Raw genomic sequence first — 23515 nt, 5'->3', positions numbered from 1 at the left:
CCCGCGACGCCCTTTCAGGCTCCGGAGGAGGTGTCGGAACCGGCTGCGTCACTGCGGAAGGCCACCGCGCCCCTGGTGAGTGTGCGGAGCAGGTCGTGCATGCGGTACCGGCCTTCCGGCTCTTCTTCCAGCAGGCCCGCGCCGACCAGCGTTTCGAGGACGTCCTCGGCGACTTCGGACGGGAATTCCCTTCCGCCGGATTCGAGCGCCGGGGGAATCGCGGGCGGCGGGGAAAGACCGTGCCGGTTGCCCGGCGGCAGCAGTGTCAGGCCGGGCCCGGCGGCCGGGGCGGAGAGGTCGTCGCCCCGCAGTACCGCGAGCTCCAGCTGCTGCAGGGCGGGCCCCGGGTCGACGCCGAGCTCGGTCTGCAGGTACTCCTTCACCACGCGGTACTCGCTCAGCGCCTCGGCCCGCCGGCCGGTCCTGTGCAGCGCCTCGACGAGCTGGGCCCAGAAGTGTTCGTGCGCCGGGTGGGAGCGGGCCTCGGGCCACAGCTCCGCGAGTACCTGACGACATCGGCCCAGCGCCAGCTCGATGTCGAAGACCCGTTCCAGGGTGCGCAGCCGCTCCTCGGTCAGCCGGGGGACGACCTCGCGCCGCAGGATGTCGGAGTCGATGTTGACCAGCAGCGGCCCGTGCCACAGGGACAGCGCGGCCCGCAGGGTGCGCAGCTCGCCGTCCGGATCCGGCTCCGCCTCCGCTCTCCTGAGCAGCTCGCGGAAGGCGATCAGGTCGAGCGTCCTGGCGTCCGCGGCGATGCGGTAGCCGCCGGGCACGGCCTCGATGAGGTTGCCCGCGATGCCGTACTTGGTGAAGAGCTGCCGCAGCCGCTGCACGCAGGTGTGCAGGGCCGCCTTCGCGGTGACGGGCCGCTCCTCGCCCCACACGACCCGCTGCAGAAAGTCCACCGACACCACGGAGTTCGGATGCAGGAGCAGTGCGGCCAGGAGATTGGCGGGTTTCGACGGCTGCAGCACGATGACGTCCCGGCCGTCCGTTATCCCCACAGGGCCCAGCAAAAGGAATCGCGGATAGGTCTCCCGGGAACTCGGGGCGGCACTCGTTCCCGGTTCCCAGGAATCGTCTTCCCTGATGTCGACAGATTGCTCTCTACGCATTTCCGCCCGCTCCCAACTGATGCCCGAGAAAGTATCAGCGGCGAGAACAGGCCACAAGGGAGTGGGAATGCGGAAAGGGGCCCCTATCAATGACAGGAGCCCCACCCCTTAACCCTTGGAATTCCTAAGGGTTGACGTGCACTGCGAATTCGCTTGCGGCCCCTTTACGCAACGTGCAGGGTGAGCTTGCCCCGGGTACGGCCCTCCTCGCCGCGGCGGTGCGCCTCGGCGGCCTCCGCCAGCGGAAGGACGTCCTCGACCTCGACGGCGATGCCGCCCTTGTCGATCAGCCCGGCGATCGTGGCCAGCGAGTCGCCGTCCGGCTCGACGAGGTAGGCCGAGGCCCGCAGGCCGCGCTCCCGTGCCCCCTCCATCAGTTCGGGCGAGACACCCGACGGGACGGCGACGAGGATCCCGCCGGCGCGCAGCGTGTCCAGCGAGCGGGTGCTCGTACGGTCGTGCTCGTCGCCGATCAGGTCGAGGACGACGTCGATGTCGCGCACCTCTTCCTCGAAGCGGACCGCGGTGTAGTCGACCAGCTCGTCGGCGCCCAGTTCACGCAGCCAGGCGTGCTTCGGGGCGCGGGCGGTGCCGGTGACGTGCGCCCCCAGGTGCTTGGCGAACTGCACGGCGAAGTGCCCCACCCCGCCCGCCGCGCCGTGGATCAGCACCCGCTGCCCGGCCGTGACCCCGGCGGTGACGGTCAGGGCCTGCCAGGCGGTCAGGGCGGCGAGCGGTACCGCGGCGGCGTGGTCGTGGTCGAGCGTGGCGGGCTTGCGGGCGAAGTGCCGGGCCGGGGCGGTCACGTACTCCGCGTACGCGCCGGCCTCCCGGGGGAACGACGGCATCCCGTACACCTCGTCACCGACCTCCAGGGTGTGGACGCCGAACCCCACCTGCTCGACGACGCCGGAGACGTCCCAGCCCAGCACGAACGGCGGCGCGCTCAGCGCACCGGCCATCCCGCCGCCCTCCCGGGTCTTCCAGTCGACCGGGTTGACCCCGGCGGCACGCACCCGCACCAGCACCTCGTGCGGCACCGGCTCCGGGCGGGGGAGCTCGGTGAGACGCAGCACTTCCGGGCCGCCGAAGGTGTCCTGGGTGATCGCGCGCATGGTCGGCTTCTCGTTCATCTGGTGGCTCCCGGTGGGGGGTGGGGCCGGCGCGCCCGCGGCGCGCCGACCGGTTATCGTCAACACCGTGGACGCTACCTATGGGGTAGTGGTTACCTGCAAGGGCTACTACTATCTTTTGGAAAGCATCACAGGTGGGAGCCGTGAGCGGCAGCGCAACCGGCGTGTCGCCCACCCTCCACGACCAGGAAAGGCAGTGGCCATGACCATCGCGTGCACGACAGGAAACCACGCACAGCACGACGTCTACGCCGCGCTGTGTCCGTGCCGCGACGTGCTGGACCTGCTCGCCAACAAATGGACGGCGCTGGCGATCGGAGCGATGGAGGAGGGGCCGCAGCGCTTCGGCGCGCTGCAGCGCCGCCTCCAGGGCATCAGCCCCAAGGTCCTCACGAGCACCCTGCGGCGCCTGGAGGACAGCGGGTTCGTCGACCGCACCGTCTACCCGGCCGTCCCGCTGCACGTGGAGTACGAACTGACGGATCTGGGGCGCGGCGTCGCCGTGCCGCTGGGCGTGCTGCGCGCCTGGGTGGAGACCCACCTGGACACCGTCAAGCCGGACGCGCCGGCCGGGTGCGCCTGACCGCCGGACGCACCTGTCGAGCCGGACGGGATATCGTCCCCCGCCCGGGCACACATCAGCGGCACGGGAGGGGACATACGTACAGGTATGAGCTTCCCCAGAGCAGAGCCGCACAAGGAAGGGACCATCGGCACCAGGTCACTGGCCGAGGTCGAGGACGCGTATCACGCCCTGGAGGCCGTCGGGGCGGGGCCTGCCCAGCAGACGCAGCTCTCCCGGGGCGCGCTGACGGGCTACCTGTGGGCGCTGGGCCGGGGGGACCCGGCCCCGGTCACGGGCGCCTCGTGCGAGGGCGCACCGGATCTGCCCCTGCTGACGGCCGAGGCGGACGCCGCGGTGGTGCAGCTGGCGGACGCCACCCAGCGCACGATCCCGCGGGACTACATCCAGGGCGTGCACGACGCGCTGGCCTGGGTCTGCGGGCACAGCGACATGCGGCCCTGACCCGCGTCAGGGCAGGGTGAGGACGCGGGGGCCGTCCGCCGTGACGGCGACGGTGTGCTCGATGTGGGCGGCCCGGCTGCCGTCGGTGGTGCGCAGTGTCCAACCGTCGGGATCGGTTCGGTAGTCGTCACGTCCGCCCGCCATCAGCATCGGTTCGATGGCGAGCGCGAGACCGTGCCGCAGCGGGAAGCCGCGGCCGGGGCGGCCGCGGTTGGGCACTCCCGGATCCTCGTGCATCCGGCGGCCGATGCCGTGCCCGCCGAAGTCCGCGGGCATACCGCAGCCGGCCGCCTCGGCGACGGTGCCGACGGCGTGCGAGATGTCCCCGATCCGGTTGCCCGGGACGGCGGCCGCTATGCCGGCGTCCAGCGCCCGCTGGGTGGCGTCGATGAGCCGCAGGTCGGCGGGGCGGGGGGTGCCGACGATGAAGCTGATGGCGGCGTCGCCGGCCCAGCCGTCGAGCTCCGCCCCGCAGTCGATGCTGACCAGATCGCCGTCGCGCAGCCGGTAGTCGCCGGGGATGCCGTGCACGACCGCGTCGTTGACCGAGGCGCAGATCACCGCCGGGAACGGCACCGGGGCGAATGCCGGCTGATAGCCGAGGAACGGAGAACGCGCCCCGGCCGCACGCAGGACGTCACGGGCCACGACGTCCAGCTCCCGCAGCCGGACCCCTACGGCCGCCGCCCCGCGGACGGCTCCGAGCGCCTGGGCCACGACGCGCCCGGCCTCGCGCATCGCCTCCAGCGCCGCGTCGGTCTTGATCTCCACCATGCTGCTGACTCCTGACTGATGACCTCGATGATGCCCAATACTTATACCGGTATTAGTATCACGGTCATGGTGAGAACTCCTTTGACCCCCTGGGAACGTGACCGCGGTGAGCGCTTCGGCGCGCTGCTGCGCCGGGCCCGTGGCGACCGCAGCATGGTGGAGGTCGCCGCCGCGGCGGGACTGTCCGCGGAGACCCTCCGCAAGATCGAGACCGGCCGGGCACCGACCCCGGCCTTCTTCACCGTGGCGGCCCTGGCCGCCGCGCTGGACGTGTCCTTGGACGAGCTGGTCACCGCGTGCGCGGAAGGCGCCGAGGACGCGCCGGAGGCGCTGACGGCCTAGGCCGGTCCGACCGGATCGGCAGGAGCCGCGGCGGGTCGGCCCGGCGGCGCCCTCCGGCATGCCCTGCCGCAGGCGCCCGGAAGCGGGCGGGGATCATGGACGGCGGCAAACCGCCGACCCGTGGCCCGTTCGGACCGCGCCCGCGACCCATCGGACCCGAGGATTCATGCACTCCCTGCTCGCCGGCTTCGCCCCGATCTGGATACTCACCGCGGCCGGCTACCTGGTCAGCCGCACGGGTCTGCTGGGCGAGCAGGCGGAGACCGTCCTCGGCCGGTTCGTCTTCCATGTGGCCATGCCCGCCGCGCTGTTCGTCATGATCTCCAAGGCGCGCCTCGACACCTTCGCGAACACCTCGATGATCGCCTTCGCCGCCGGCACCGTCGTGGTCTGCGCCCTCGGCCTCCTGGCCGCTCGCCGGTTCTTCCACCACAAGCTCGCCGACCAGGCGATCAGCAGCATGGCGGCCGGCTACGTCAACTCGGCCAACCTCGGGATCCCGGTGGCCCTGCAGGTGCTCGGGGACGCCTCGTTCGTCGCCCAGATCCTGCTCTTCCAGGTGCTGCTGATATCCCCCGTCATCCTGACCCTGCTCGACGCCGGCACCGGCGCCGGCTGGCAGAGCGGCGGCCTCACCAGGATGCTGATGATGCCGGTGCGCAACCCGATCATCATGGCCTCGGCCCTCGGCGCCGTCGTCTCCGCCGCCGGCTGGCAGCTTCCGACGGCGCTCGGCCACTCCTGCGAACTGCTCGGCGCGGCCGCCGTTCCCACCGCCCTCGTCACCCTCGGCATGTCGCTGCACGGCCGCCCGGCCGCCACCGGCGCGGGCCGGCTCACCGAGGTCGGGGTGACGGTCCTGCTCAAGACCCTCGTGCAGCCCCTCGTCGCCCTGGCGGTCGGCGGCCTCCTTCTGCACCTGCCGCAGCACCAGTTGCTCGCCGTGGTCCTCTGCTCCGCGCTGCCCACCGCCCAGAACGCCTTCATCTACGCGCGCCAGTACGACCTGGACACCGATCTCGCCCGCGACTCCGTGATGGTCTCCACCCTCGTCTCGATGGCCACCCTCTCCGTCGTCTACTGGACCCTGGGCCCGACCCACCCGTAGAAACCGCTGGCGCGCCAACGGCCGGTGGCCGCACCCTGTATCCCGTGGAAGAACTGAAACACCTCGCAGGACCGACGCACCTCGCAGAGCCGAACCACCTCGTGGACGAGCCGAAACACCGGATCCGCGCGCTGCACACGGAGACCACCGTCACCGTCTACCAGGCCTACTCCCCGCACATCGGCCTCCTCGCGGCGAGCACCGGCCGGTTCCCGGCGGCCTGGCAACGGGACCGGATGACGTGGATCAAGCCGAGCTTTCTCTGGATGATGTATCGCTGCGGCTGGGGCGTGAAGGAGGGCCAGGAGACGGTACTCGCCGTCGAGATCGCCCGTGAAGGCTTCGAGTGGGCGCTGCGGCACGCGTGCCTCTCCCACTACGAGCGTGGGCTCCACCCCGACCGGGCCTCCTGGAAGCGCGATCTCCGACGCTCCCCCGCCCGCGTCCAGTGGGACCCCGAACGCGACCTCCAGCTCCAGCCGCTGCCGTACCGATCCCTCCAACTCGGCCTCACCGGCGACGCTGCCCGCCGGTACGCGGACGAGTGGACGGTCGCCATCACGGATGTGACCCCGCTCGCCCAGGAGATCCACACCCTCGTACGCGCCGGCGACCTGAGCGCCGCGGGCCGGCTGCTGCCCGCCGAACTCCCCTACCCAGCGGACGAGGAGCTGCTGGCACCGCTGCTGCCATGAGACGGGACGGCCCGCAGTCACGGCTCCGTCGAACGGGGCTGGGTCGTCGGGATCCGTGAGGTGAAGAACATCGCCAGGAGAAATACGTCGTCGCGACACCGCCGATGAGCGGCCCGACCGCGATCGCCACGGCCCCTGCGGCCGCGACGAGACCGTAGGCGGCGGGACGGCGCTCGGCGGCGAAGTTGCTCGCCACGAGTGCCACGATCGCGGGCAGGATCAGGGCCGCCCCGATCCCCTCGAGGAACGCCCAGCCGAGCAGCAGCACGGCCGGGTTCGGTGCGAGTGCCGTGGTCAGGGAGCCGCAGCCGTAGATGACGCAGCCGATCATGAACGCGCGTCTGCGGCCGATCAGCGCGCCCACCTTGCCGCCGAGGATCATGAACATCGCCATCACGAGGGTGTAGGCCGTGATGGCGCCCTGGATCCCCGTCACCGTCGTGCCCACGTCCTCGGCCACCGTCGCGATCGAGACGTTCATGACCGAGCTGTCGAGCGCCATCAGGAACTGGCCCGCCGCGAGTGCCAGCAGGACGATGCGCGCCGTTGCCGGACTCGCGGCGGTTCCTGCCTTGGATCCCATGGGCGAATCGTCCCAGTTGCCCAGGAGGGCGGACCCGCGACCCGCCACGGAGGTCAACCGGTTGATGGACCCGGGTCGGCCGAGTCACTTCGGACGTCAACTGCATCTGCGGCAGGACGAGCAGACGGGGATTCAGCCCTGGGCGTCCATCTCGGCGTCGGCGACGGCGATGGCGATGCCGAGCGCCGTGGCGATGTTGCCTGCTGCCGTCATGACACGGGCGGTGCCGACGATGGGGGCGATGGCCACCAGGACGTCCTGCACCTGTTCGGCGGTCAGGCCGGCTTGGAGTGCGGGGTCGATATGCGCCACGTAGGAGATGGGCGGGGCATCCGAGGCGGCGAGTGCCGCGATACGCGTGACGATGAACATGTCCGGTGCCATGCCGCATCGCTCGATCGAGTCGACAGTCATGGCGGCAAGGGTGTCCAGGACAGGGGTTTCCGACGCAGTGGACATGGCGCATGGCCTCCTGGTGAGTTGCAAGCTCCAGGGACATATCTCGAGGGAGGGAGAGAGAAGGAGATATGAGGCGGAGAGAACCGAGTTCCGCGAGCGTGAAGCTTCCCCAATCCTAGAACCCATCCCGGGCTCCCGCATGGGGGCGCATGGTCCGCCGCGCCATGGGGGCAGGCGGCGCTGCCGGTGCGGCACCCCGAGGTGCGGAGTGATCCCGGTGGGTCGACATTGGAAGTAGGCCGAGCGGCCGAGCGGGAGCGCGCGGTAATGATCTTCGCGGGTATCGCCGCCATCGCTGAGGACGACGTGTTGCCTACGCGCCCGCTCACGCACGGCCTCGATGCGGCGCCCGATGCCCATGCCGTTTCCGGATCGGAGACACCCATGAAGGACCTCAAGTTCGAGCAGAAGCGCTCACTGACACGCCTTGAGGCGGCTGATCAGCTCACAGCCCTCGCAGCCGCGCTGAGGGAAGGTGAGGATGCCGAACTTGAACTCAACCCGGGAACGCTGAGCCTGCGGATCGCCGACGACCTTCGCAGCGAGATCGAGGTCGAGATCGGCAATGGGGAGATCGAGCTCGAGATCGAGTTCAAATGGTCGACCGGGCCGACCCGGACAGAGCCGTCGCGGAAGGCCGCAGGCAAGGCGAAGGCCGCAACGCGGAAGAAGGTGCCCGCAAAGCCGGTACGCGGCAGAACGGGCACCAGCGGACGCAAAGGCGCGAAGCGGTCCGCTACGAAAACGACGTGACCGTCGACGGGAACGGGAGGCCGTGGCGTCCCGCGCGTTCCAGCGTCTCCAGCAGGTCGGACGGCGGTACGGCGATCACCGGGCACTTGGCGTGGGCCAGGCAGTAGCGGGCCACCGAGCCGTGGAACATCCGGTTCAGCGGGCCGCGGCGGCCCGCGCTCACCACGAGCAGGTCGTCCGGCCGGTCGGCGATCTGCACCAGCGCCTGACCGGGCGCGGCGCGTACGACGAGCGGGCGGATGCGCAGGCCGTTGGGGTAGCCGCCGAGGGCCTGTTCGAAAGCGATGTCCAAGCGTTTGCCGGCCGCGCGCTCCCATTCCTTGAGCAGCGGCGGGCAGGGCGTCCTGCGGTACGCGATCTCGCCGCCGACCGGTGCCCAGGCGAGCACCGGTACGAGGAGGGCGTCGTGGCGGCGCGCCTCGGCGACGCCGCGGTGCAGTGCGGCCAGGCTGCTCAGCGATCCGCTGACTCCGACGATGATCCGCGTGGCCTCAGCCATGGTGGTTTCGCTTCCTTCTCTGCTGCGACCGGTGAACCGGGGACCGTGTGTCCCGGTTCCTTGTACTTCGTGTCCCGGTTCCTTGTACTTCGTACTTCCAGTGGATCTCCGCGCAGCGCGGGCCGGGCGTCCCTTGACGGACCCGATACGCGGCCGGCGGGATCCTTGACGGCCCCCTGACAGCCGCGCGCCCGGACGGCGGCTGTCACAGGCCGATGTCGCGCACGCTCATGTCCATCAGCGTCTCGCGGCGTACCAGGAGCCGGGCGCTGCCGTCGTGGACGGCGACGACGGGCGGGCGGCCCACCAGGTTGTAGCCGGACGCCATAGACAGGTGGTAGGCACCCGCGACCGGGACGGCCAGCAGGTCGCCGGGGCGGACGTCGTCCGGCAGTGCCGCACCGGCCGCGAGGACGTCACCGGCCTCACAGTGCCGGCCGACGACGGTGACCGGCCGCACCGGGGCGGTGGAGCCGCGGCCGATGAGCCGGGGCGCGTAGCGCACCCCGTACAGGGCGGGCCGCGGGTTGTCGCTCATGCCGCCGTCCACGGCGACGAAGCGCTGCCCGCCGGTGTCCTTGACCGACAGCACGCGGTAGACCGCGACGCCCGCGGGGCCGGCGATCGCCCGTCCCGGCTCGATGGTGAGCCGTGGCAATGGCAGCCCGGCGCGGGCGCAGCCGTCCGCGAGCTCGGTGCGGACCCGGGCGGCGAGCGCGGCCACGTCGAGGACGTCCTCGCCCGGCCGGTAGGCCACCGCGTGGCCACCGCCGAGATCGAGTTGCGGAAGCACGACGCCGTGGTCGTCCCGGATCCGGGCCAGCAGGCCGATCAGCCGGCGCAGCGCCGTGATGTACGGCTCGACTTCGGCTATCTGGGATCCGATGTGGCAGTGCAGGCCGACCAGTTCCAGCTCGGGCCGGCCGAGGATCCGGACGACGGCCTCCTCGGCGGAGCCGTCGGTGATCGACAAACCGAACTTCTGCCCGTCGGTGCCGGTTCTGACGGCCGCGTGGCCGCCCGCCGAGACGTCCGGCACCACGCGCACCATGACCTGCTGCCGGGTGCCCCTCGGCACCAGCACGGCCAGGTGGTTGATCTCCGAGGCGCTGTCGACGACGATCCGCGCGACACCCAGCCGTACGGCCGCGCTCAGGTCTTTGGGGCTCTTGGCGTTGCCGTGCAACACGATCCGCTCGGGCGGGAATCCCGTGGTGACGGCGAGCTCCAACTCGCCCGCCGAGCAGACGTCCAGGCCCAGACCTTCCTCCTCCACCCAGTGCAGCAGGGCGCGGCAGAGGAAGGCCTTGGCCGCGTAGATCACATCGGCCTCCGGAAAAGCGGCGCGGTAGGTGCGGCAGCGGTCGCGGAACTCGCCCTCGTCCAGGACGTAGAGCGGCGTGCCGAAGCGGTCGGCCGCCTCCGCCAGCGAGACGCCCGCGACGGTGACGTCGCCGTGCGCGGCGGACCGGGCGGAGGCGGGCCAGACGACGAGCGACGAAGGGTCCGCGGCCGGCGCCGTGGCCAGGGCCGGCACGAGCGAGGTGGCGGTCATGCGCAGCGCGCCCGCGTCGTGCGGTCCGCGTGGCGCCAGTTGTCCGGTGCCAGGGTCGTGGCGGGAGCGGGAGCGACGACGGCGGGGCCCGCGGCGGAGTACGCCGGGGCCGACCGGGCGCAGAGGGTGGTGCGGACGTACGGAGCCGGGTGGTCCGACGGCGCTGGGAGGAGAACGGATCCGGCCGCGAACGGTTCGGTCGGCTCGGGTTCGTCCTCGTACTGGCACAGGCACATGGCGGTCCTCCGGGGGGAGACGAGACGCTCTCCGGCGTGATCGCCGGGAGCACTCCATCGACGCTAAGCCCGCAGGTCCGGGCCCCGGCTCCGCCCTGACGCGGGCTTGACGCGCAGGCCGAAGCTTTGACGCCCTCCTGACGACGCACCCCTCCTGACGACGCGCCCCTCAGGACGCCGCTGGGCCGTGCCCGCCGTCAGGAGCGCGTCAAAGGGACCGGTGTCCGCATCAAGCACCCGTAAGGAGCGTGATCGACAACCCCTCGCGCGGGGATACCTTCATCGGAGCGGCGCCGGCGATCACGCCGGAGACCGCTTCGCCTCTCTCAAGGAGCACTGTGATGGTCGACCACCAGTACGCGGAGGATCCCGAACCTTCCGAACGCATCCCGGCCGGATCACTTCTCGTCCCTGTCCGGCCGGGTTCCGCGGGCTGTACCGCCCGCTTCTTCCGCACCCCGCTCGGCGACCGCACCGCCGTCGCCTTCACCACCGAGCGGCGGCTGGTCGCGGCGCTGGGCGCCGGCCAGGAGTGGATCAGCCTGTCGGCGACCGCGCTGCACGCCCTCGGGGCGCCGCTGGGCGTCACCGCCCTCACCGTCGATCCGTCGCTGGTCGCCCCCGCTCCCACACCCGTCGGAACCGCCACGCCCCTCGGAACCGCCGCGCCCGTCAGAACGGCCGGACCCGTCAAGGCCGCTGGACCCGCCAGAACCGTCGCGGCCACGGCCACCGCAGCGAGCGCGGCGCCCGCTCGGACATTCCGCTGAGGCGAGGAACGCTCTTCAGGCCGCCCGTGGTCAGGGACGCTCCTCGCGCCGCCCGCGCGGCACCACGAAGTCGGTCAGCAGGGCGGCGCCCGGCTCGAGGGCCGACCACGGTCCGCTCCAGGTGAGCACGGCGGTGCCGGACGTGGGGAACTTCGTCCGCGCGCGCTCCAGAGTGTCGCCGGCCGCCTCGCCGGCGAGCAGCAGGGCCAGTTCCTGGAGGCCGGGGTTGTGGCCGACCAGCAGCAACGTCCCGACGTCGGCGGCCACTTCGCGGACGACGTCGAGCAGGTCGTCGTCGTCCGCCGCGTAGAGGCGCGGTTCGTAGCGGACCGGTGGAGCGCCGTCCAGCTCGGCGGCGGCCAGTTCCCATGTCTGGCGGGTCCGGCGGGCGGAGGAGCACAGGACGAGGTCGGGCAGCCGGCCGGCCTCGCCCAACCACCGGCCGGCGGCGGGGGCATCGCGCAGGCCGCGCCGGTTCAGCGGCCTGTCGTGGTCGGGAACGCCGTCGGGCCAGGCGGACTTGGCGTGCCGCAGGATCACCAGTCGCCGCGTCCCGCTCATGCCGGTGCCCCGGCGGAGCGCGGACGGCCGATCTCTCGGACGACTTCCAGGCCGAGAACCCGGTCGAGATGGGCGAACGTCTCGAACTTGGCCCCGGCCGGTACCTCACCGGCCGTCTCCAGCCCGCGCAGCAGCCGCAGCACCTCGGAGGTGTCGAGGGTGTCCTCCAGCGCGGCCCGGGCCGTTCGCACCAGGTCGGCGGCCATCGGCTTGGACGGCTCCTCGGCCCAGTCGGCCACCGCGCGCCGCCAGCGGGCCAGCCGGCGGCCGGCCGCGGCGATCTCCTCGGACGTGACGGCGAGCGGTTCGTGGTGCGGGTGGCCGAGCAGCAGCACGCGCACGGCGAGCGCGTCCTGGTCCACCGGTTCCGGCCCTGTGGCGCTCGCCTCGCCGACCCGGAGGCCGGCGCCGCCCGCGCCCTCGTAGGCGCGATGGCTGATGTGCACGACCGGTGGGCCGCCCAGCGTCCCGGTGATCTCCTCGAGGGTGCCGGTGGCGTCGGCCGGACGGATGCCCGCCACGTCGGCCGTCGGCACCCGCGGTCCGGTCCACCCCATGAGCACGGCCCTGCCGCGCAACTCGACGACGCGCGCCAGCACGTCCGCGACGAGAAGCACCCGCAGTCCGGTCAGATCGCCCGGATCGCCGTCCTGTGGGGCATGGGCGCAGATCCGCAGCGGACCAGGGCCGGTCAGTTCATCCACGATGCTCAGCACAGGACCGACCCTAGGCGCTCCGGCGCCGTCGTGGCACGGGCTCGCACCGGCCCGTCCGGCCTGGATGCGCCGCCTGGACGGTCAGACGTCCTCGGGCGGCGGACCGCCGGCCCGGCGGCGCAGCTCCTCGTTGAGGCGCAGGGCCTCTTCGAGCTGGTCCTCCAGGATGACGATGCGGCAGGCCGTGTCGATGGCCGTGCCCTGGTCGACGAGTTCGCGCGCGCGGGCGGCGATGCGCAGCTGGTAGCGCGAGTAGCGGCGGTGGCCGCCCTCCGAACGCAGCGGGGTGATCAGCCGCGCGTCGCCCAGCGCCCGCAGGAAGGCGGGCGTGGTGCCGAGCATCTCGGCGGCCCGGCCCATGGTGTAGGCGGGGTAGTCGTCGTCGTCGAACTTGTCGGTCGTGTTCGTACGGGTTCTGGGGGTCATTGCACCTCTGCGGCGTACAGCCCACTTGGGGGGAGGCGACAGCCGGAGATCACCGACGTCCTTCATTACGTCAGAAAACCTAACAACCCGATCGGGAAATGTCTATCGTGGCCGAGACAGATTTACGCACGCCGGGAAGCCAGGTACGCTACCCTCGCCCAACCTCGCCACGGAGTCGGCCGACCCGTGGCAAGGCGGGGTGGGGGGCGACGTGAGCACACCCAGTATTTCCTCGATCTTGATCTTCGGGAGACGACCATGACTCGGCTGCAGGTGCGGCCCGTACGCCACGGCCAGGGGGATGTCGACGTACTCGCGCTGGCGGGCGAGCTCGACCTGGACAGCGAGGACGTCCTGGCGACCGCCGTGGCCGAGCTGCTCCGCGCCCGGCAGGACGGCCGGATCCGGAACGGCGAGCTGCCGGCCCAGCAGGACGGCGACGCCCGCCGGTCCCGCCTGGTGCTGGACTGCGCCGGGCTCACCTTCTGCGACTCCCGCGGGCTGGGCCTGCTGCTCACCATCCGGCAGACGCTGCAGGACCGCGGGGACGTCCTGGTCCTCGCCGACGTCAGCCCGCAGCTGCTGCGCACCCTCGAACTGACCGGTGCGGACCAGGTCCTGACGCTCGCCGACGGGGTGGGTGAAGCCCTGCTCCCGGTCGCTCCGCCCGAACCGCGCACCGACGACGCGTCCGCCTGACGGCGACAGCGAAAAGCCGGACCCCACTCGTCAGTGGGGCCCGGCGGTATTCCGGTGTCGCCGGCCAGCGGCCGGCAACGGTCAGACGGCGGTCGTACGGGGCCTGGAGGAACGATCCGGCGCACCGGCGCGACGGGCCTGGGCCGTACGGCTGCGGCGCCCGCGGGTCGAGGCGGCACTGCGCTTCGCGGCCTCGGACACCGGCGCGGTGATGACGACCGGAACGCCGGACGGGGCCTGGGCTCCGGTGATCCGCGTCAGCTCGGCCTCGCCGGAGCGGACCTGGGTCGTCTTCGGCGTGATGCCGGCGTCGGCCATCAGACGCGTCATGTCGCGGCGCTGGTTCGGCAGCACCAGCGTGACGACCACACCGGACTCCCCCGCGCGGGCGGTACGGCCGCCGCGGTGCAGGTAGTCCTTGTGGTCGCTGGGCGGGTCGACGTTGACGACCAGGTCCAGGTTGTCGACGTGGATGCCGCGGGCGGCGACGTTGGTCGCCACCAGCACGGTCACGTGCCCGTTCTTGAACTGCTCCAGCGTCCGGTTGCGCTGCGGCTGCGACTTGCCGCCGTGCAGCGCGGCCGCCCGCACCCCGCTGGCCAGCAGCTCGCGGGTCAGCAGGTCGACGGCGTGCTTGGTGTCCAGGAACATCAGCACCCGTCCGTCACGGGCGGCGATCTCCGTGGTGGTGGCGCGCTTGTCGGCGCCGTGCACGTGCAGCACGTGGTGTTCCATCGTGGTGACCGCACCGGCCGAGGGGTCCACCGAGTGGACCACCGGGTCGTGCAGGTACTGGCGCACCAGCTGGTCGACGTTGCGGTCCAGGGTGGCCGAGAACAGCATCCGCTGGCCGTCGGTGCGCACCTGGTCGAGCAGCGCGGTGACCTGCGGCATGAAGCCCATGTCGGCCATCTGGTCGGCCTCGTCGAGCACCGTGATGGCCACCCGGTCCAGCCGGCAGTCACCGCGGTCGATCAGGTCCTTGAGCCGGCCCGGCGTCGCCACGACGACCTCGGCGCCGCCGCGCAGCACGCTGGCCTGGCGGCCGATCGACATACCGCCGACGACCGTGGCCAGCCGCAGGTGCAGCGAGCGGGCGTACGGGGTGAGCGCGTCGGTGACCTGCTGGGCCAGCTCACGGGTCGGGACCAGGACCAGGGCGAGCGGCTGACGGGGCTGGGCACGCTGTCCGGCGGTGCGGCAGAGCAGCGCCAGACCGAACGCGAGGGTCTTGCCGGAGCCGGTGCGCCCGCGGCCGAGGACGTCACGGCCGGCCAGCGAGTTCGGCAGCGTCGCGCCCTGGATCGGGAACGGCTCGTTCATGCCCAGGCTGGTGAGCATCTTGAGCACCTCGACGGGCATGTCCAGCGCGCCGAAGGTGGTGACGGCGGGAAGCGCCGGGGTGATCGTGACGGGCAGGGCGAACTCGCCCTGCAGCGCGGCCGGCCGGCGTCCGGAACCGCCGGAGCGGTTCGGGGACTGCGAGCGGGAGCGGCCGGTGAACCCGGCGGTGTTGTTGCCGGAGCCGGCGGAGCGGCTGCTGTAGCTGCCGCCACTGCCCGAGCCGCCGGTGCGGCTGCTGCGGGAGTAGGGGCTGTTCGAGCGCGTGGTGCGGTTCATGCGGAACCTTCCTCGAGGCGGCGCGTGTCGAGGAAGACCCGGCGGCCGGCAGCCGCGCAAGGAATCGCAAGAAACGAACCGAAGCAAATGGCGAATGCGGAGTCCGGCGGAAATCTCCGCGCGGTGAACTCCGATGAAAACGGCGCCTACTGAGAAGTGGCGGCCGGAATGCCGGACCGATGAGGTCCGTGTGGTGAATGGTGCCCGGGGGGTCCTACGGAGTCCGGGCAACGGCCAGGGCCCGCACCGTGAGGTGCGGGCCCTGGCTCAGCTCTTGTCAGCGTCAGGCGGGAACGATGTTCTCGGCCTGCGGGCCCTTCTGGCCCTGCGTGACGTCGAAGGAGACCTTCTGGCCTTCCTGGAGCTCACGGAAGCCCTGGGTGGCGATGTTCGAGTAGTGGGCGAAGACGTCAGCGCCGCCGCCGTCCTGCTCGATGAAGCCGAAGCCCTTTTCCGCGTTGAACCACTTCACGGTGCCAGTAGCCATGTCAAATCTCCTCTGATAGGGGGCACAGCCGGAATACGCACTTCACGTGTTCCGCGTCGCCGCAATGAGCCCATCCGGAGATGACCGGAAAAACAAAATGCACCTGAGGGATGTAACCGTCAGGTGCACACAAAGTTTCATGGGTACCACAACTGCAACTGAGATCTACGATAGCACGTGGCCCGCATCCATGGCGGATGCGGGCCCTCCGGCGGCGCCCCGGGGGCGGAGCGCCCTTGTGGCACAAGGGCGGAAGCGGCCTGAGACCCGCGTCACGTCCGCCGCGCGCCGCGCAGGAACAGGGCCGCGAGGACCGCGCCGGCCAGCACGATGGCCGCGTTCACCAGGACCGCGTTCCCGATGCCGTCCAGTACCGCGCCCGTGCCGGACGAGACGGTGATCCCGGCGGTGGCGATGGCGCTCATGACCGGGGCGCCCATGGTGATGCCGACCTGCTGGGTCATGGTGGCCAGACCGGTCGCCATGCCCTGCTGGGCGTCGGGGATGCCGGAGGTGGCGGTCACCATGAAGCCGACGATCACCAGCATGTTGCCGATCCCGCCGAGGAAGGTGCCCGCCAGCAGCAGCGCCATCCAGCCGCGGTCGTCACCCAGCGCGACCAGCGCCACCGTGGCGACGGCCTGGACGGCACCGCCGGTCACGAGGGTCGCCCTGGTGCCGATCCGGCCGATCACCCGGGCCGCGACCAGACCGCCGGCGACGGTGCCCAGGCCCAGCACGCCGAAGGACAGGCCCGCCGCCAGCGGGGAGAAGCCGAGCACCTTCTGCAGATAGAGGGTCATGAGGAAGACCAGCGAGGTCTCGGTGACGAAGGCGATGAGGCCCGCGACGTTGCCCCAGATCACGGTGCGGCGCCGCAGCATCGCCACCGGCACCAGAGGGGCGGACGCGCCCTTCTCGACGACGTAGAACACGACGAGCAGCACGGCGCCGGTCGCCAGGGACACCAGGCACACCGGGTCACCCCACCCCTTCTCCCCCGCCGTGGTCAGCCCGAGGACCAGGGCGAGCAGGCCGAGGGTGACCGCGACCGCGCCGGGCACGTCCAGCCGCGGGCGGACCGCGGGGCGGCTCTCCTTGATCACCAGCGGGGCCACGATCAGCACCGCGACGGCGACCGGCACGTTGACGAAGAACGCCCAGCGCCAGGAGAGCAGCTCGGTCAGCACACCCCCGAGGACCGCGCCGGCGGTGAAGCCGGCCGACATCAGGGCGCCGTTGAGACCGAGCGCCTTGTCCCGCAGCGGGCCCTCGGGGAAGGACGAGGTCAGCAGTGACAGGCCGGCCGGGGTGACGGCCGCCGTCGCCAGCCCCTGGGCGACCCGGGCGGCCAGCAGCATGCCCGGGCTGACCGCGAGCCCGCCGACCAGCGAGGAGACCCCCAGCAGGGCCAGGCCCGCGAGGAACAGCCGGCGGCGGCCGACGATGTCGGCGATCCGGCCGAACAGCAGCGTGAACCCCGCGGCGGCCAGCGCGAACGACGTACCGATCCACTGCAGGTCCGCCAGCGGGAACCCGAGCCCCTGGCCGACCACCGGCAGCGCCACATTGAGGATCGAGAAGTCCACGGCCAGCATGAACTGCGCGACCAGCAGCACCACCAGGACCAGCCGCAGCCGGCCTGTCATCCGCCCGGGCACGGACTCCCGCACAGACCCGCCGACCGGCGCCTCCACGCCGGCCGGCACCCCTTCAACAATCGCCATCGTCCCGTTCCCTCCGGATACCGGGCCCGTCGCGCCGATCGCGCCACGGGCTCCCGGAAGGAATACTTCGCCGCCCGGCGCGGCCGACCCAGCCCCCCGTGCCACGTACGCACACGGCAGGTACCAGCGCGGTTCCTACCACTGGCGGGGTCAGGACCGGCCGCCCCGGAGGCACGGCACACGGCCGGAACGGATCAGGAGACGGGCACCAGCTGCCACTGCTGGTTGCCGCCGCCGTTCGCCGGCCACTGGACGACCGGCGCCTCGTCGGCGGTGGACGCGCCGCTGACGTCGGCGAGCTGACCGCTGTCGCGGCCCTCCAGCGTGTAGTAGCCGCCACCGCTGGGGACGATCAGCCACTGCTGGTTGGCGCCCCCGTTGGACGTCCAGAGGTCGAGTCGGGTCCCGGCGACCTTGGCGGCGCCGGGTACGTCGAGCGCCTTGCCACTGGCCACGCCGGTGACGGTGTAGTAGCCGCCCGGGGCCTGAGCGATCCTCCACTGCTGGTTGCCGCCGCCGTTGCGGGTCCACTGAATGATCGGCGTGCCGTCGGCGGTGCCCTGCTTGGCCGCGTCGAGCGCCTTGCCGCTGTTGCGGTTGACCAGGGTGTACGTCCCCGACAGGACGGCCGGGGAGCCGGGGGTGACGCTGAGGTTGTCGAACTGGGCGGCCACGTACCCGGCGGTGCCGATGCCGACCTGGCCCGCCCCGTAGGAGTCGTCGCTGACGGAGCCGGCTTTCGTGCCGTCGATCGTCGCGGTGATGGTGCGGCCGGCGAAGGTGAGGGCGAGCCGGTGCCAGCTGCCGGTGCCGGGCGCGGCGACGGTGCCGGAGGCGAGGGTGGCGACCGCTCCGGTGGCGCTGTTGCGCAGGATGGACCAGGCCCCGGTGTTGGTGAGTTTGAGGTAGTAGGCGTTGATGCTGCCCGGGGAGAAGCCCTTCTGGGTGCCGACCCGGCCCATCAGCTGGACCGCGCCCGCCTGTTCGAGCATCGCGTCGGCCGACACGGTGTAGTCGGACCAGCTCAGGTCACCCAGCGTCGCGTACGGGTCACTGCCGTCGTCCCAGGTGATGGGGGTCGTCGTGGCCATCTGCCGTATGCAGGTGCCCGTGCGGCCCGCCCCGCAGGCCGCGCCCTCGAAGGAGCCGTTCATGTCGGCCAGATACCGGGCCTCGCCGCCCTGCCGGGTGGACTGGAAGTCGTCGGAGTAGGGCAGTGCGAGCAGCCCGCGGGTGGGCGAGGCGGCCGTTCCCGCGCCCTGTCCCGTGGTGGTGGTCACCGAGTACACCCGGCCCGGCTGCAGGGTCAGCTGGTAGGCGCCGTTGACGGGTGTGAGGTCGGCGGTGTGCACGAGGTAGTCGCTCTGCCGGCCGGAGGCGAAGTCGCTGGACCAGACGTGCACCGTGCCGCCGGGCAGTCCTCCGGCGGTTTTGAGGCTGACGGTCTGCGCGGCCGTGGCGTCGAGGGTTTCGAGAACGGTGCTCCAGGCGGTCTTTCCCGGTGACCTGTAGCTGACGTAGCTGCCGTTGGCGCGGTCGCCGCCCAGGTAGCCGCTGCCGGAGTCCAGGTACTGCCAGCCCGGCTGGGTGAACTGGGTGGTGTGCGCGGTGGCCCAGGTGCTCTTTCCGACGCTGTACGTGCCGGACCAGGGCTGGGTGGCGGTCAGCATGCCGTCGGTGTTGTACGGGAGGTTCTGGTAGAGCGCGGCGGCCAGCGGCCAGTTGATGAACGCGGAGAACTTGGCGTCCAGATAACCCCTGTTGATGGCGCGGGCGATGGGCGCGCCGCCGGTGTTGTAGTCCTCGGAGCCGTTCTCGCTCGCCCACAGCTGCTTTCCGGTCGCCAGGGCGTCGGAGGTGGTGGAGCACGACGTCATCGCGGACATGTAGCCGCAGGGGTAGTGCGCGCCGACGATGTCCACGGAGGCGGCGAAGGCCGCGTCGCCGCGGATGTCCCCGGCGACCGACCAGTCGGAGTCCGCGCCGACGATCTTCGTCGATCCGTAGCCCTTCGCGGCGAGGGTGGCGTGCAGGTTCTCGTACCAGGCCTTGTTGTAGCCGCGCTCGTTCCAGCCGCCCAGGTAGTCGATCCTGAGTCCGTGCTGGGTGGCGCAGCCCATCCAGGCGATCAGGTAGTCGATCATGTCCTGGGACCAGAAGTTGCCGTTGCCGATCCAGCCGGGCGCGCCCCAGGCGAGCCCGTAGAGCTTCACCGCTGGATTACGGGCCTTGGCCTGTTCCATCAGCCACCACTCGTATCCGGTACCGCAGTCGACGGTGCCGCGGGTGTGCTCGTGACTGGGTTCGGCACCGTCGGTGGAGTTGGTGTCGCCGCCGATCTCGACCTTGAAGATCTGCAGGGCCGCGCCGTAGCCGGGCTTGAACAGGTAGTCCAGGATCTGGCCGCGCTGCGGCTCCGGATAGTCCGCCAGCAGCCGCGAGTTGCCGCCGCCGCCGCTGATCGCTCCGACTCCGTCGAAGATCCGGCCCGGGGAGTTCCCGTCGACGGTGATCGCGGTGTTCACCGCCGCGTGGGCGGGCGGGGCCTGGAGGACGGCGAACGCCGCCATGACGAGCACGAGCAGTACGGTCAGGGGCGTTCGCAGGGTGCGTAAGGTGCGCGGGGGCGCTACGGCGCGCAGTTGCGGTACGGCGTGCTGGCTTCGCATACGCGGGGCTCCTTCTTCGCGGCCGGGCACAGACGGCCGTTGAGGTTTGTGGAGAAGGGTTGCGAAAAGCGAACAGAAGACAACTCAGTCCACCGCCATCGGACGGTAGAACTGTGACCGTGTCCCGTCAACAGTTCGGACAACAGCGGATGCGTCCCCGAACGGGGGTATACGGCCCGCAGAGAAGCCCGTACCGCGCACCCGGCGGTTAACCTGGCGCCTTCCTGATGTACCGCGCCACCTACACCGACAGGGAGGACGAAGATCATGCCCGGCACCACCAGCGGCCCGAGCCAGTCCACCGACAGTCCGCAGCAGAAGCCCGCGCCCGTACCCGTCCAGCGCTCCGACTCCGCCCAGTCGGCGCACCGCCGCTTCATGCAGCGCTCGAAGTGGTAGGACGCGGCGCTCCGCGCTGACCCGCGCCCCGCGCACCGGCCGCGCCCCTGGCCGCGCCCTCGGCCCCCGGCCGCGCCCCGGCGAACGGTCAGATGTGATCACGCGATGACCAATCGCGACCCTTCCTGAAAACGGAAGGGCAACTTCCTTACGCCATCGTTCACTTCCGTCGGCGCATGCCGCGCCCGGAAGCAGACTCGCTAGCTTTGCCACGACTCCGGTCCGCGGGAACAGCGGTACGGGTCGCAGAAAGCGAGGGGCGATGCCTGTCTGGGATGAGGTCCATCCCGCCACGATCTCCGTGCAACGCATGCGAGCTGGCGACCACTGCTTCGTCAGTTACGGCGACGACGAGTCGAACTGGGACGTGCTGACCACCTTCGCGTGGACGGGTCTGGCCCGCGGCGAGAAGGTGATGGTCTTCGCGGCCCCCCGGGTGAGCGATGACGAGGTGTGGTCCCGGCTGGAGGCCGACAGCCCTTCGATGGCCCGGGTCAGGGCCCGCGGCCAGCTGGTGCTGACCAGCATGCGGTCACTGATCCGCCCCGACCGCGACTTCACCCCCGAGCGGCAGTGGCAGCGGATCCGCGAGGAGACCGCCCTCGCGGGCCGGCAGGGGTACACCGGGCTGCGCACCTTCATCGACATGCACTGGGTGCCGGATCTGGACGCCGACATCGATGTGATGACGCATCGCGAATCCCACGCCGGGCATCTGTTCACCGACGGCTCCTACAGCGAGATCTGCGCGTACGACCGCCGCTGGTTCGACGAGGACGTCCTGGCGCGGATGTGCCGGGCGCATCCCGTCAATCTGCTCACCCGGCTCGGCGAACTGCGGGCGGTGTACGGGGACGGCTCCCTGCGGCTGATCGGCGAGGCGGACCTCGCCACCGGCGAGCAGTTCGGCGCCGCCGTCGGCGAAGCGCTCACGCGCACCGCGGATGCCGGGAAACTCGTCGTGGATCTGACGCGGTTGAGCTTCCTCAGCGTCCGGTGCGCCGACGACCTCCTCCGGCTGGTCCGCGCCGCCGACGGCCACGACCGCGTCGAGGTCTGCTGCGAGAGCGGCCAGCTCCGCGTACTGCGCGCACTGGGCGAGCACGGCTCGGCCCGCCTGGTGCTGACCGGAACGGAGCGCCGATGATGACCGGGCCGGCCGGCGGCCCTGCCGGCGAACCGGCGGAGTGCCTGCTGCAGGTCGCGTTCACCGGCGAGGACCTGCCGCGGCTGCGGGTCCTCATCGAGCAGCGCGCGTCCCTGGCGGGGCTGTCGGAACCGCGCCGCGGCGAGTTCGTCCTCGCCATGGACGCGCTCGCCTCGAACGTGGTCGAGCACGCCGGCGGGGACGGGGCCCTGGCGCTGACCAGGGTCGGCGACGAACTGGAGTGCCGCATCAGCGATTCCGGGCCCGGCTTCTCCGAGGACGTCATCCCCGAGCTGGCGCCCGGGATCAACGGCGGCCCGGTCGGCCGCGGGCTGTGGCTCACCCGCCTGCTCACCGACCGGCTGGTGATCGCCACGGCCTCCCCCGGCGCCGTCGTGACCTTCGCGATGCGACTGGCCTGAGCGGAACCGGCCCCTCGCATCGCGGCACGACCGGCGAGCTACAGGGCCGCGACGGCCGGCTCCAGCGCCAGCTCGCGGACCACGCCCATGTCGCTGAACGGGAGCAGCTCGTCCCCGATGATCTGGAACGGCTCGCTGCCCTTGCCCGCGACGAGCACGACGTCGTCGGGACCGGCGACGGACAGCGCGTAGCGGATCGCGTCCCGGCGGTCGGTGATCCGCTGGAACGGGATCCCGGTGTGGACCAGGCCGGGGGCGATCTGGTCGAGGATGCCCTCCGGGTCCTCGTAGCGCGGGTTGTCCGAGGTGAGGACGCACAGGTCGGAGAGCTCGCCGGCGATGGTGCCCATGGCGACGCGCTTGGTGATGTCCCGGTCGCCGCCGCAGCCGAAGACGGTGATGACCCGGCCGGTCGCGAAGCTGCGGATGGTGGTGAGGACCTTCTCCAGCGAGTCCGGGGAGTGCGCGTAGTCGACGATCACGCAGGAGCCCTGCGGGGTGGTGTAGCGCTCGAAGCGGCCCGGGGTGGGCGGCATCCGGTCGAGAGCGCTGACGAGGCCCTGCAGGTCATGGCCGAGCAGATGGCACGCCGCCACGGTGGCCAGCGCGTTCGCCACCGAGAAGCGGCCGGGCACCGGGATGGCGGCCGGGTACTTGCGGCCGGCGTGGTGCAGCGTGAAGCGGCTGCCCGCCGCGTCCACGACCAGGTCGGTGGCGCGGTAGTCGGCCGGGGCGTCCAGGGCGTACGTGGTCACCGTCTCCGGCATCAGCGCGATGATCTCGGCGCTGACCGGGTCGTCGGCGTTGACCACCGCGCGCCGGCAGAGCCCCTGGAACAGCCGCATCTTGGCGTTCTTGTAGTGCTCCATCGTGCCGTGGTCGTCCAAGTGGTCCTGGGTCAGGTTGGTGAAGACGCCGACGTCGATGAACACGCCCTCGACCCGGCGCTGCAGCAGGCCCATCGAGGTCGCCTCCAGCACCACGCTGGGCGTCGCGCGGTCGCGCATGTGGCCGAGCAGGTACTGCAGGTCCGGCGCCTCGGGGGTGGTCAGCACCGACCTCGGCATCGGGATCGACTCGTCGCCGATCCGGCTGCCCGAGGTGCCGATGACCCCGACCTTCACGCCCTCGGCGATCCGCAGGACCGCCTCGACCATGTACGAGACCGAGGTCTTGCCGTTGGTGCCGGTGATCGCCACGACGTCCATCGCGCGGCCGGGCTCACCGTAGTAGCGGGACGCGACGACCGCGGCCAGCGCCCGGATGTCGGTCACCCGGACCACGCAGACCGCCGCGGGCAGGCCCGCGAGGTGCGGTGCGTCGCCCTCGGCCAGTACCGCGACGGCGCCGAGCTCCAGCGCCCGCCCGATCAGCTCGGGGCCGCCGTCCTCGTGGCCCGGTACGGCGATGTACAGCGAGCCGGCCGTCACCCGGTGGGCGTCGAAGCTCATTCCCGCGGTGATCGGCGTCGCCAGGTCGCCCTGGAGTACGTGGTGGTCGTGCCCGTCGAGCAGTGCACTGAGTTTCACAACTATCCCCTCGGAAGCGGCCGGTGGTGCGCTGCGGGTGGCCCGGCCTGTCGGCAGGGGT

General features: G+C 71.6%; 26 protein-coding genes and 1 pseudogene. 11 read left to right on the top strand and 16 right to left on the bottom strand.

Annotated features, from left to right (window positions below; translation table 11 throughout):
• Window positions 1-14: 14 nt before the first annotated feature.
• On the bottom strand, window positions 15-1007 hold the full coding sequence (locus tag LNW72_RS36530; RefSeq protein ID WP_374117376.1) for a BTAD domain-containing putative transcriptional regulator: 993 nt from the start codon (window positions 1005-1007) through the stop codon (window positions 15-17).
• Between the two features lie 275 nt (window positions 1008-1282).
• A complete protein-coding gene (locus tag LNW72_RS36525) occupies window positions 1283-2251 on the bottom strand; it encodes an NADP-dependent oxidoreductase (protein ID WP_250979321.1) in 969 nt (322 codons plus the stop codon).
• Window positions 2252-2453: 202 nt separating this feature from the next.
• On the opposite strand from LNW72_RS36525, the gene LNW72_RS36520 reads away from it, so the two are divergent.
• A complete protein-coding gene (locus LNW72_RS36520) occupies window positions 2454-2834 on the top strand; it encodes a helix-turn-helix domain-containing protein (protein ID WP_250979320.1) in 381 nt (126 codons plus the stop codon).
• Window positions 2835-2921: 87 nt separating this feature from the next.
• Entirely contained in the window at window positions 2922-3278 is a 357-nt protein-coding gene (locus LNW72_RS36515; RefSeq protein WP_250979319.1) for a hypothetical protein, read from the top strand.
• Window positions 3279-3284: 6 nt separating this feature from the next.
• Here LNW72_RS36515 and map read toward each other — a convergent pair whose 3' ends face one another.
• Window positions 3285-4052, bottom strand: a complete 768-nt coding sequence (map, locus tag LNW72_RS36510) for a type I methionyl aminopeptidase (RefSeq protein ID WP_250979318.1) — start codon at window positions 4050-4052, stop codon at window positions 3285-3287.
• A 66-nt stretch (window positions 4053-4118) separates the two neighbouring features.
• Here map and LNW72_RS36505 point away from each other — a divergent pair, with 66 nt between their 5' ends.
• The 3 genes from LNW72_RS36505 (at window position 4119) to LNW72_RS36495 (ending at window position 6197) form a co-directional block, all read left to right on the top strand.
• Complete coding sequence (locus tag LNW72_RS36505) at window positions 4119-4394, top strand: helix-turn-helix transcriptional regulator (protein WP_250979317.1); 276 nt, start codon at window positions 4119-4121, stop codon at window positions 4392-4394.
• A 166-nt stretch (window positions 4395-4560) separates the two neighbouring features.
• Entirely contained in the window at window positions 4561-5502 is a 942-nt protein-coding gene (locus tag LNW72_RS36500) for an AEC family transporter (RefSeq protein WP_250979316.1), read from the top strand.
• Window positions 5503-5603: 101 nt separating this feature from the next.
• Window positions 5604-6197, top strand: coding sequence for a DUF4291 domain-containing protein (locus LNW72_RS36495; RefSeq protein ID WP_250980446.1), 594 nt, complete (start codon window positions 5604-5606; stop codon window positions 6195-6197).
• Between the two features lie 70 nt (window positions 6198-6267).
• On the opposite strand, the pseudogene LNW72_RS36490 reads toward LNW72_RS36495, so the two are convergent.
• Window positions 6268-6780 (bottom strand): annotated as a pseudogene (locus tag LNW72_RS36490) (MFS transporter); the annotation flags it as partial.
• Between the two features lie 132 nt (window positions 6781-6912).
• Entirely contained in the window at window positions 6913-7239 is a 327-nt protein-coding gene (locus LNW72_RS36485; RefSeq protein ID WP_250979315.1) for a carboxymuconolactone decarboxylase family protein, read from the bottom strand.
• Window positions 7240-7506: 267 nt separating this feature from the next.
• Between LNW72_RS36485 and LNW72_RS36480 the strand changes: the two genes are divergently transcribed.
• Window positions 7507-7992: an amphi-Trp domain-containing protein gene (locus LNW72_RS36480; protein WP_250979314.1), complete on the top strand. Its 486-nt coding sequence runs from the start codon at window positions 7507-7509 to the stop codon at window positions 7990-7992.
• Here LNW72_RS36480 and LNW72_RS36475 read toward each other — a convergent pair.
• The 3 genes from LNW72_RS36475 to LNW72_RS36465 form a co-directional block, all read right to left on the bottom strand.
• The gene (locus LNW72_RS36475) at window positions 7976-8491 is read right to left on the bottom strand and encodes a universal stress protein (protein ID WP_250979313.1); all 516 of its coding nucleotides are present in this window, start codon (window positions 8489-8491) and stop codon (window positions 7976-7978) included. The two genes, LNW72_RS36480 and LNW72_RS36475, sit on opposite strands and share 17 nt — an antisense overlap.
• A gap of 205 nt (window positions 8492-8696) precedes the next feature.
• On the bottom strand, window positions 8697-10046 hold the full coding sequence (lysA, locus tag LNW72_RS36470) for a diaminopimelate decarboxylase (RefSeq protein ID WP_250979312.1): 1350 nt from the start codon (window positions 10044-10046) through the stop codon (window positions 8697-8699).
• The gene (locus LNW72_RS36465) at window positions 10043-10282 is read right to left on the bottom strand and encodes a hypothetical protein (protein WP_250979311.1); all 240 of its coding nucleotides are present in this window, start codon (window positions 10280-10282) and stop codon (window positions 10043-10045) included. Before LNW72_RS36465 ends, lysA begins: the two co-directional genes overlap by 4 nt.
• A 341-nt stretch (window positions 10283-10623) precedes the next feature.
• Here LNW72_RS36465 and LNW72_RS36460 point away from each other — a divergent pair, with 341 nt between their 5' ends.
• Window positions 10624-11052, top strand: a complete 429-nt coding sequence (locus LNW72_RS36460; protein ID WP_250979310.1) for an SAV_915 family protein — start codon at window positions 10624-10626, stop codon at window positions 11050-11052.
• Window positions 11053-11082: 30 nt separating this feature from the next.
• On the opposite strand, the gene LNW72_RS36455 is transcribed toward LNW72_RS36460, so the two are convergent.
• The 3 genes from LNW72_RS36455 to LNW72_RS36445 form a co-directional block, all read right to left on the bottom strand.
• Window positions 11083-11613, bottom strand: a complete 531-nt coding sequence (locus tag LNW72_RS36455) for a histidine phosphatase family protein (protein WP_250979309.1) — start codon at window positions 11611-11613, stop codon at window positions 11083-11085.
• On the bottom strand, window positions 11610-12329 hold the full coding sequence (locus LNW72_RS36450; RefSeq protein ID WP_250979308.1) for a hypothetical protein: 720 nt from the start codon (window positions 12327-12329) through the stop codon (window positions 11610-11612). The genes LNW72_RS36455 and LNW72_RS36450 overlap by 4 nt, the downstream gene beginning before the upstream one ends.
• Before the next feature lie 81 nt (window positions 12330-12410).
• A complete protein-coding gene (locus LNW72_RS36445) occupies window positions 12411-12755 on the bottom strand; it encodes a MerR family transcriptional regulator (protein WP_250979307.1) in 345 nt (114 codons plus the stop codon).
• Window positions 12756-13013: 258 nt separating this feature from the next.
• On the opposite strand from LNW72_RS36445, the gene LNW72_RS36440 reads away from it, so the two are divergent.
• The gene (locus tag LNW72_RS36440) at window positions 13014-13454 is read left to right on the top strand and encodes an STAS domain-containing protein (protein WP_250979306.1); all 441 of its coding nucleotides are present in this window, start codon (window positions 13014-13016) and stop codon (window positions 13452-13454) included.
• Between the two features lie 81 nt (window positions 13455-13535).
• Here the strand turns inward: LNW72_RS36440 and LNW72_RS36435 are convergent, their stop codons facing one another.
• The 4 genes from LNW72_RS36435 to LNW72_RS36420 form a co-directional block, all read right to left on the bottom strand.
• The gene (locus LNW72_RS36435; protein ID WP_250979305.1) at window positions 13536-15074 is read right to left on the bottom strand and encodes a DEAD/DEAH box helicase; all 1539 of its coding nucleotides are present in this window, start codon (window positions 15072-15074) and stop codon (window positions 13536-13538) included.
• A gap of 283 nt (window positions 15075-15357) precedes the next feature.
• Window positions 15358-15561 carry a cold-shock protein gene (locus LNW72_RS36430; protein WP_037915390.1) on the bottom strand — a complete coding sequence of 68 codons (204 nt, stop codon included), beginning with the start codon at window positions 15559-15561 and terminating at the stop codon, window positions 15358-15360.
• Between the two features lie 272 nt (window positions 15562-15833).
• On the bottom strand, window positions 15834-17210 hold the full coding sequence (locus tag LNW72_RS36425; protein WP_250980445.1) for an MFS transporter: 1377 nt from the start codon (window positions 17208-17210) through the stop codon (window positions 15834-15836).
• A gap of 272 nt (window positions 17211-17482) precedes the next feature.
• Window positions 17483-19957, bottom strand: coding sequence for an RICIN domain-containing protein (locus tag LNW72_RS36420; RefSeq protein WP_250979304.1), 2475 nt, complete (start codon window positions 19955-19957; stop codon window positions 17483-17485).
• A gap of 267 nt (window positions 19958-20224) precedes the next feature.
• Here LNW72_RS36420 and LNW72_RS41410 point away from each other — a divergent pair, with 267 nt between their 5' ends.
• The 3 genes from LNW72_RS41410 to LNW72_RS36410 all read left to right on the top strand — a co-directional run bounded on the left by LNW72_RS41410 (window position 20225) and on the right by LNW72_RS36410 (window position 21925).
• Window positions 20225-20356 carry a hypothetical protein gene (locus LNW72_RS41410; RefSeq protein WP_285369875.1) on the top strand — a complete coding sequence of 44 codons (132 nt, stop codon included), beginning with the start codon at window positions 20225-20227 and terminating at the stop codon, window positions 20354-20356.
• Window positions 20357-20666: 310 nt separating this feature from the next.
• The gene (locus LNW72_RS36415) at window positions 20667-21503 is read left to right on the top strand and encodes an MEDS domain-containing protein (protein ID WP_250979303.1); all 837 of its coding nucleotides are present in this window, start codon (window positions 20667-20669) and stop codon (window positions 21501-21503) included.
• A complete protein-coding gene (locus tag LNW72_RS36410; RefSeq protein WP_374117375.1) occupies window positions 21500-21925 on the top strand; it encodes an ATP-binding protein in 426 nt (141 codons plus the stop codon). The genes LNW72_RS36415 and LNW72_RS36410 overlap by 4 nt, the downstream gene beginning before the upstream one ends.
• Window positions 21926-21963: 38 nt before the next feature.
• Here LNW72_RS36410 and LNW72_RS36405 read toward each other — a convergent pair whose 3' ends face one another.
• Entirely contained in the window at window positions 21964-23454 is a 1491-nt protein-coding gene (locus tag LNW72_RS36405; RefSeq protein ID WP_250979302.1) for a UDP-N-acetylmuramoyl-L-alanyl-D-glutamate--2,6-diaminopimelate ligase, read from the bottom strand.
• Between the last annotated feature and the right edge of the window lie 61 nt (window positions 23455-23515).

The organism is Streptomyces sp. RKAG293 (assembly GCF_023701745.1).
GTDB lineage: Bacteria > Actinomycetota > Actinomycetes > Streptomycetales > Streptomycetaceae > Actinacidiphila.
Note: the sequence above shows the minus strand (reverse complement) of the source record. Positions and strands in the feature narration are given on the sequence as shown.

Coding starts and splice junctions, on each gene's coding strand:
- LNW72_RS36480 (WP_250979314.1), top strand. CDS start 7,507: ATGATCTTCGCGGGTATCGCCGCCATCGCTGAGGACGACGTGTTGCCT.
- LNW72_RS36435 (WP_250979305.1), bottom strand. CDS start 15,074: ATGAACCGCACCACGCGCTCGAACAGCCCCTACTCCCGCAGCAGCCGC.
- LNW72_RS36415 (WP_250979303.1), top strand. CDS start 20,667: ATGCGAGCTGGCGACCACTGCTTCGTCAGTTACGGCGACGACGAGTCG.
- LNW72_RS36485 (WP_250979315.1), bottom strand. CDS start 7,239: ATGTCCACTGCGTCGGAAACCCCTGTCCTGGACACCCTTGCCGCCATG.
- LNW72_RS36430 (WP_037915390.1), bottom strand. CDS start 15,561: ATGGCTACTGGCACCGTGAAGTGGTTCAACGCGGAAAAGGGCTTCGGC.
- LNW72_RS36515 (WP_250979319.1), top strand. CDS start 2,922: ATGAGCTTCCCCAGAGCAGAGCCGCACAAGGAAGGGACCATCGGCACC.
- LNW72_RS36525 (WP_250979321.1), bottom strand. CDS start 2,251: ATGAACGAGAAGCCGACCATGCGCGCGATCACCCAGGACACCTTCGGC.
- LNW72_RS36420 (WP_250979304.1), bottom strand. CDS start 19,957: ATGCGAAGCCAGCACGCCGTACCGCAACTGCGCGCCGTAGCGCCCCCG.
- LNW72_RS36475 (WP_250979313.1), bottom strand. CDS start 8,491: ATGGCTGAGGCCACGCGGATCATCGTCGGAGTCAGCGGATCGCTGAGC.
- LNW72_RS36425 (WP_250980445.1), bottom strand. CDS start 17,210: ATGACAGGCCGGCTGCGGCTGGTCCTGGTGGTGCTGCTGGTCGCGCAG.
- LNW72_RS36520 (WP_250979320.1), top strand. CDS start 2,454: ATGACCATCGCGTGCACGACAGGAAACCACGCACAGCACGACGTCTAC.
- LNW72_RS36465 (WP_250979311.1), bottom strand. CDS start 10,282: ATGTGCCTGTGCCAGTACGAGGACGAACCCGAGCCGACCGAACCGTTC.
- LNW72_RS36440 (WP_250979306.1), top strand. CDS start 13,014: ATGACTCGGCTGCAGGTGCGGCCCGTACGCCACGGCCAGGGGGATGTC.
- LNW72_RS36410 (WP_374117375.1), top strand. CDS start 21,500: ATGATGACCGGGCCGGCCGGCGGCCCTGCCGGCGAACCGGCGGAGTGC.
- LNW72_RS36445 (WP_250979307.1), bottom strand. CDS start 12,755: ATGACCCCCAGAACCCGTACGAACACGACCGACAAGTTCGACGACGAC.
- LNW72_RS36505 (WP_250979317.1), top strand. CDS start 4,119: ATGGTGAGAACTCCTTTGACCCCCTGGGAACGTGACCGCGGTGAGCGC.
- LNW72_RS36500 (WP_250979316.1), top strand. CDS start 4,561: ATGCACTCCCTGCTCGCCGGCTTCGCCCCGATCTGGATACTCACCGCG.
- lysA (WP_250979312.1), bottom strand. CDS start 10,046: ATGACCGCCACCTCGCTCGTGCCGGCCCTGGCCACGGCGCCGGCCGCG.
- LNW72_RS41410 (WP_285369875.1), top strand. CDS start 20,225: ATGCCCGGCACCACCAGCGGCCCGAGCCAGTCCACCGACAGTCCGCAG.
- LNW72_RS36460 (WP_250979310.1), top strand. CDS start 10,624: ATGGTCGACCACCAGTACGCGGAGGATCCCGAACCTTCCGAACGCATC.
- map (WP_250979318.1), bottom strand. CDS start 4,052: ATGGTGGAGATCAAGACCGACGCGGCGCTGGAGGCGATGCGCGAGGCC.
- LNW72_RS36455 (WP_250979309.1), bottom strand. CDS start 11,613: ATGAGCGGGACGCGGCGACTGGTGATCCTGCGGCACGCCAAGTCCGCC.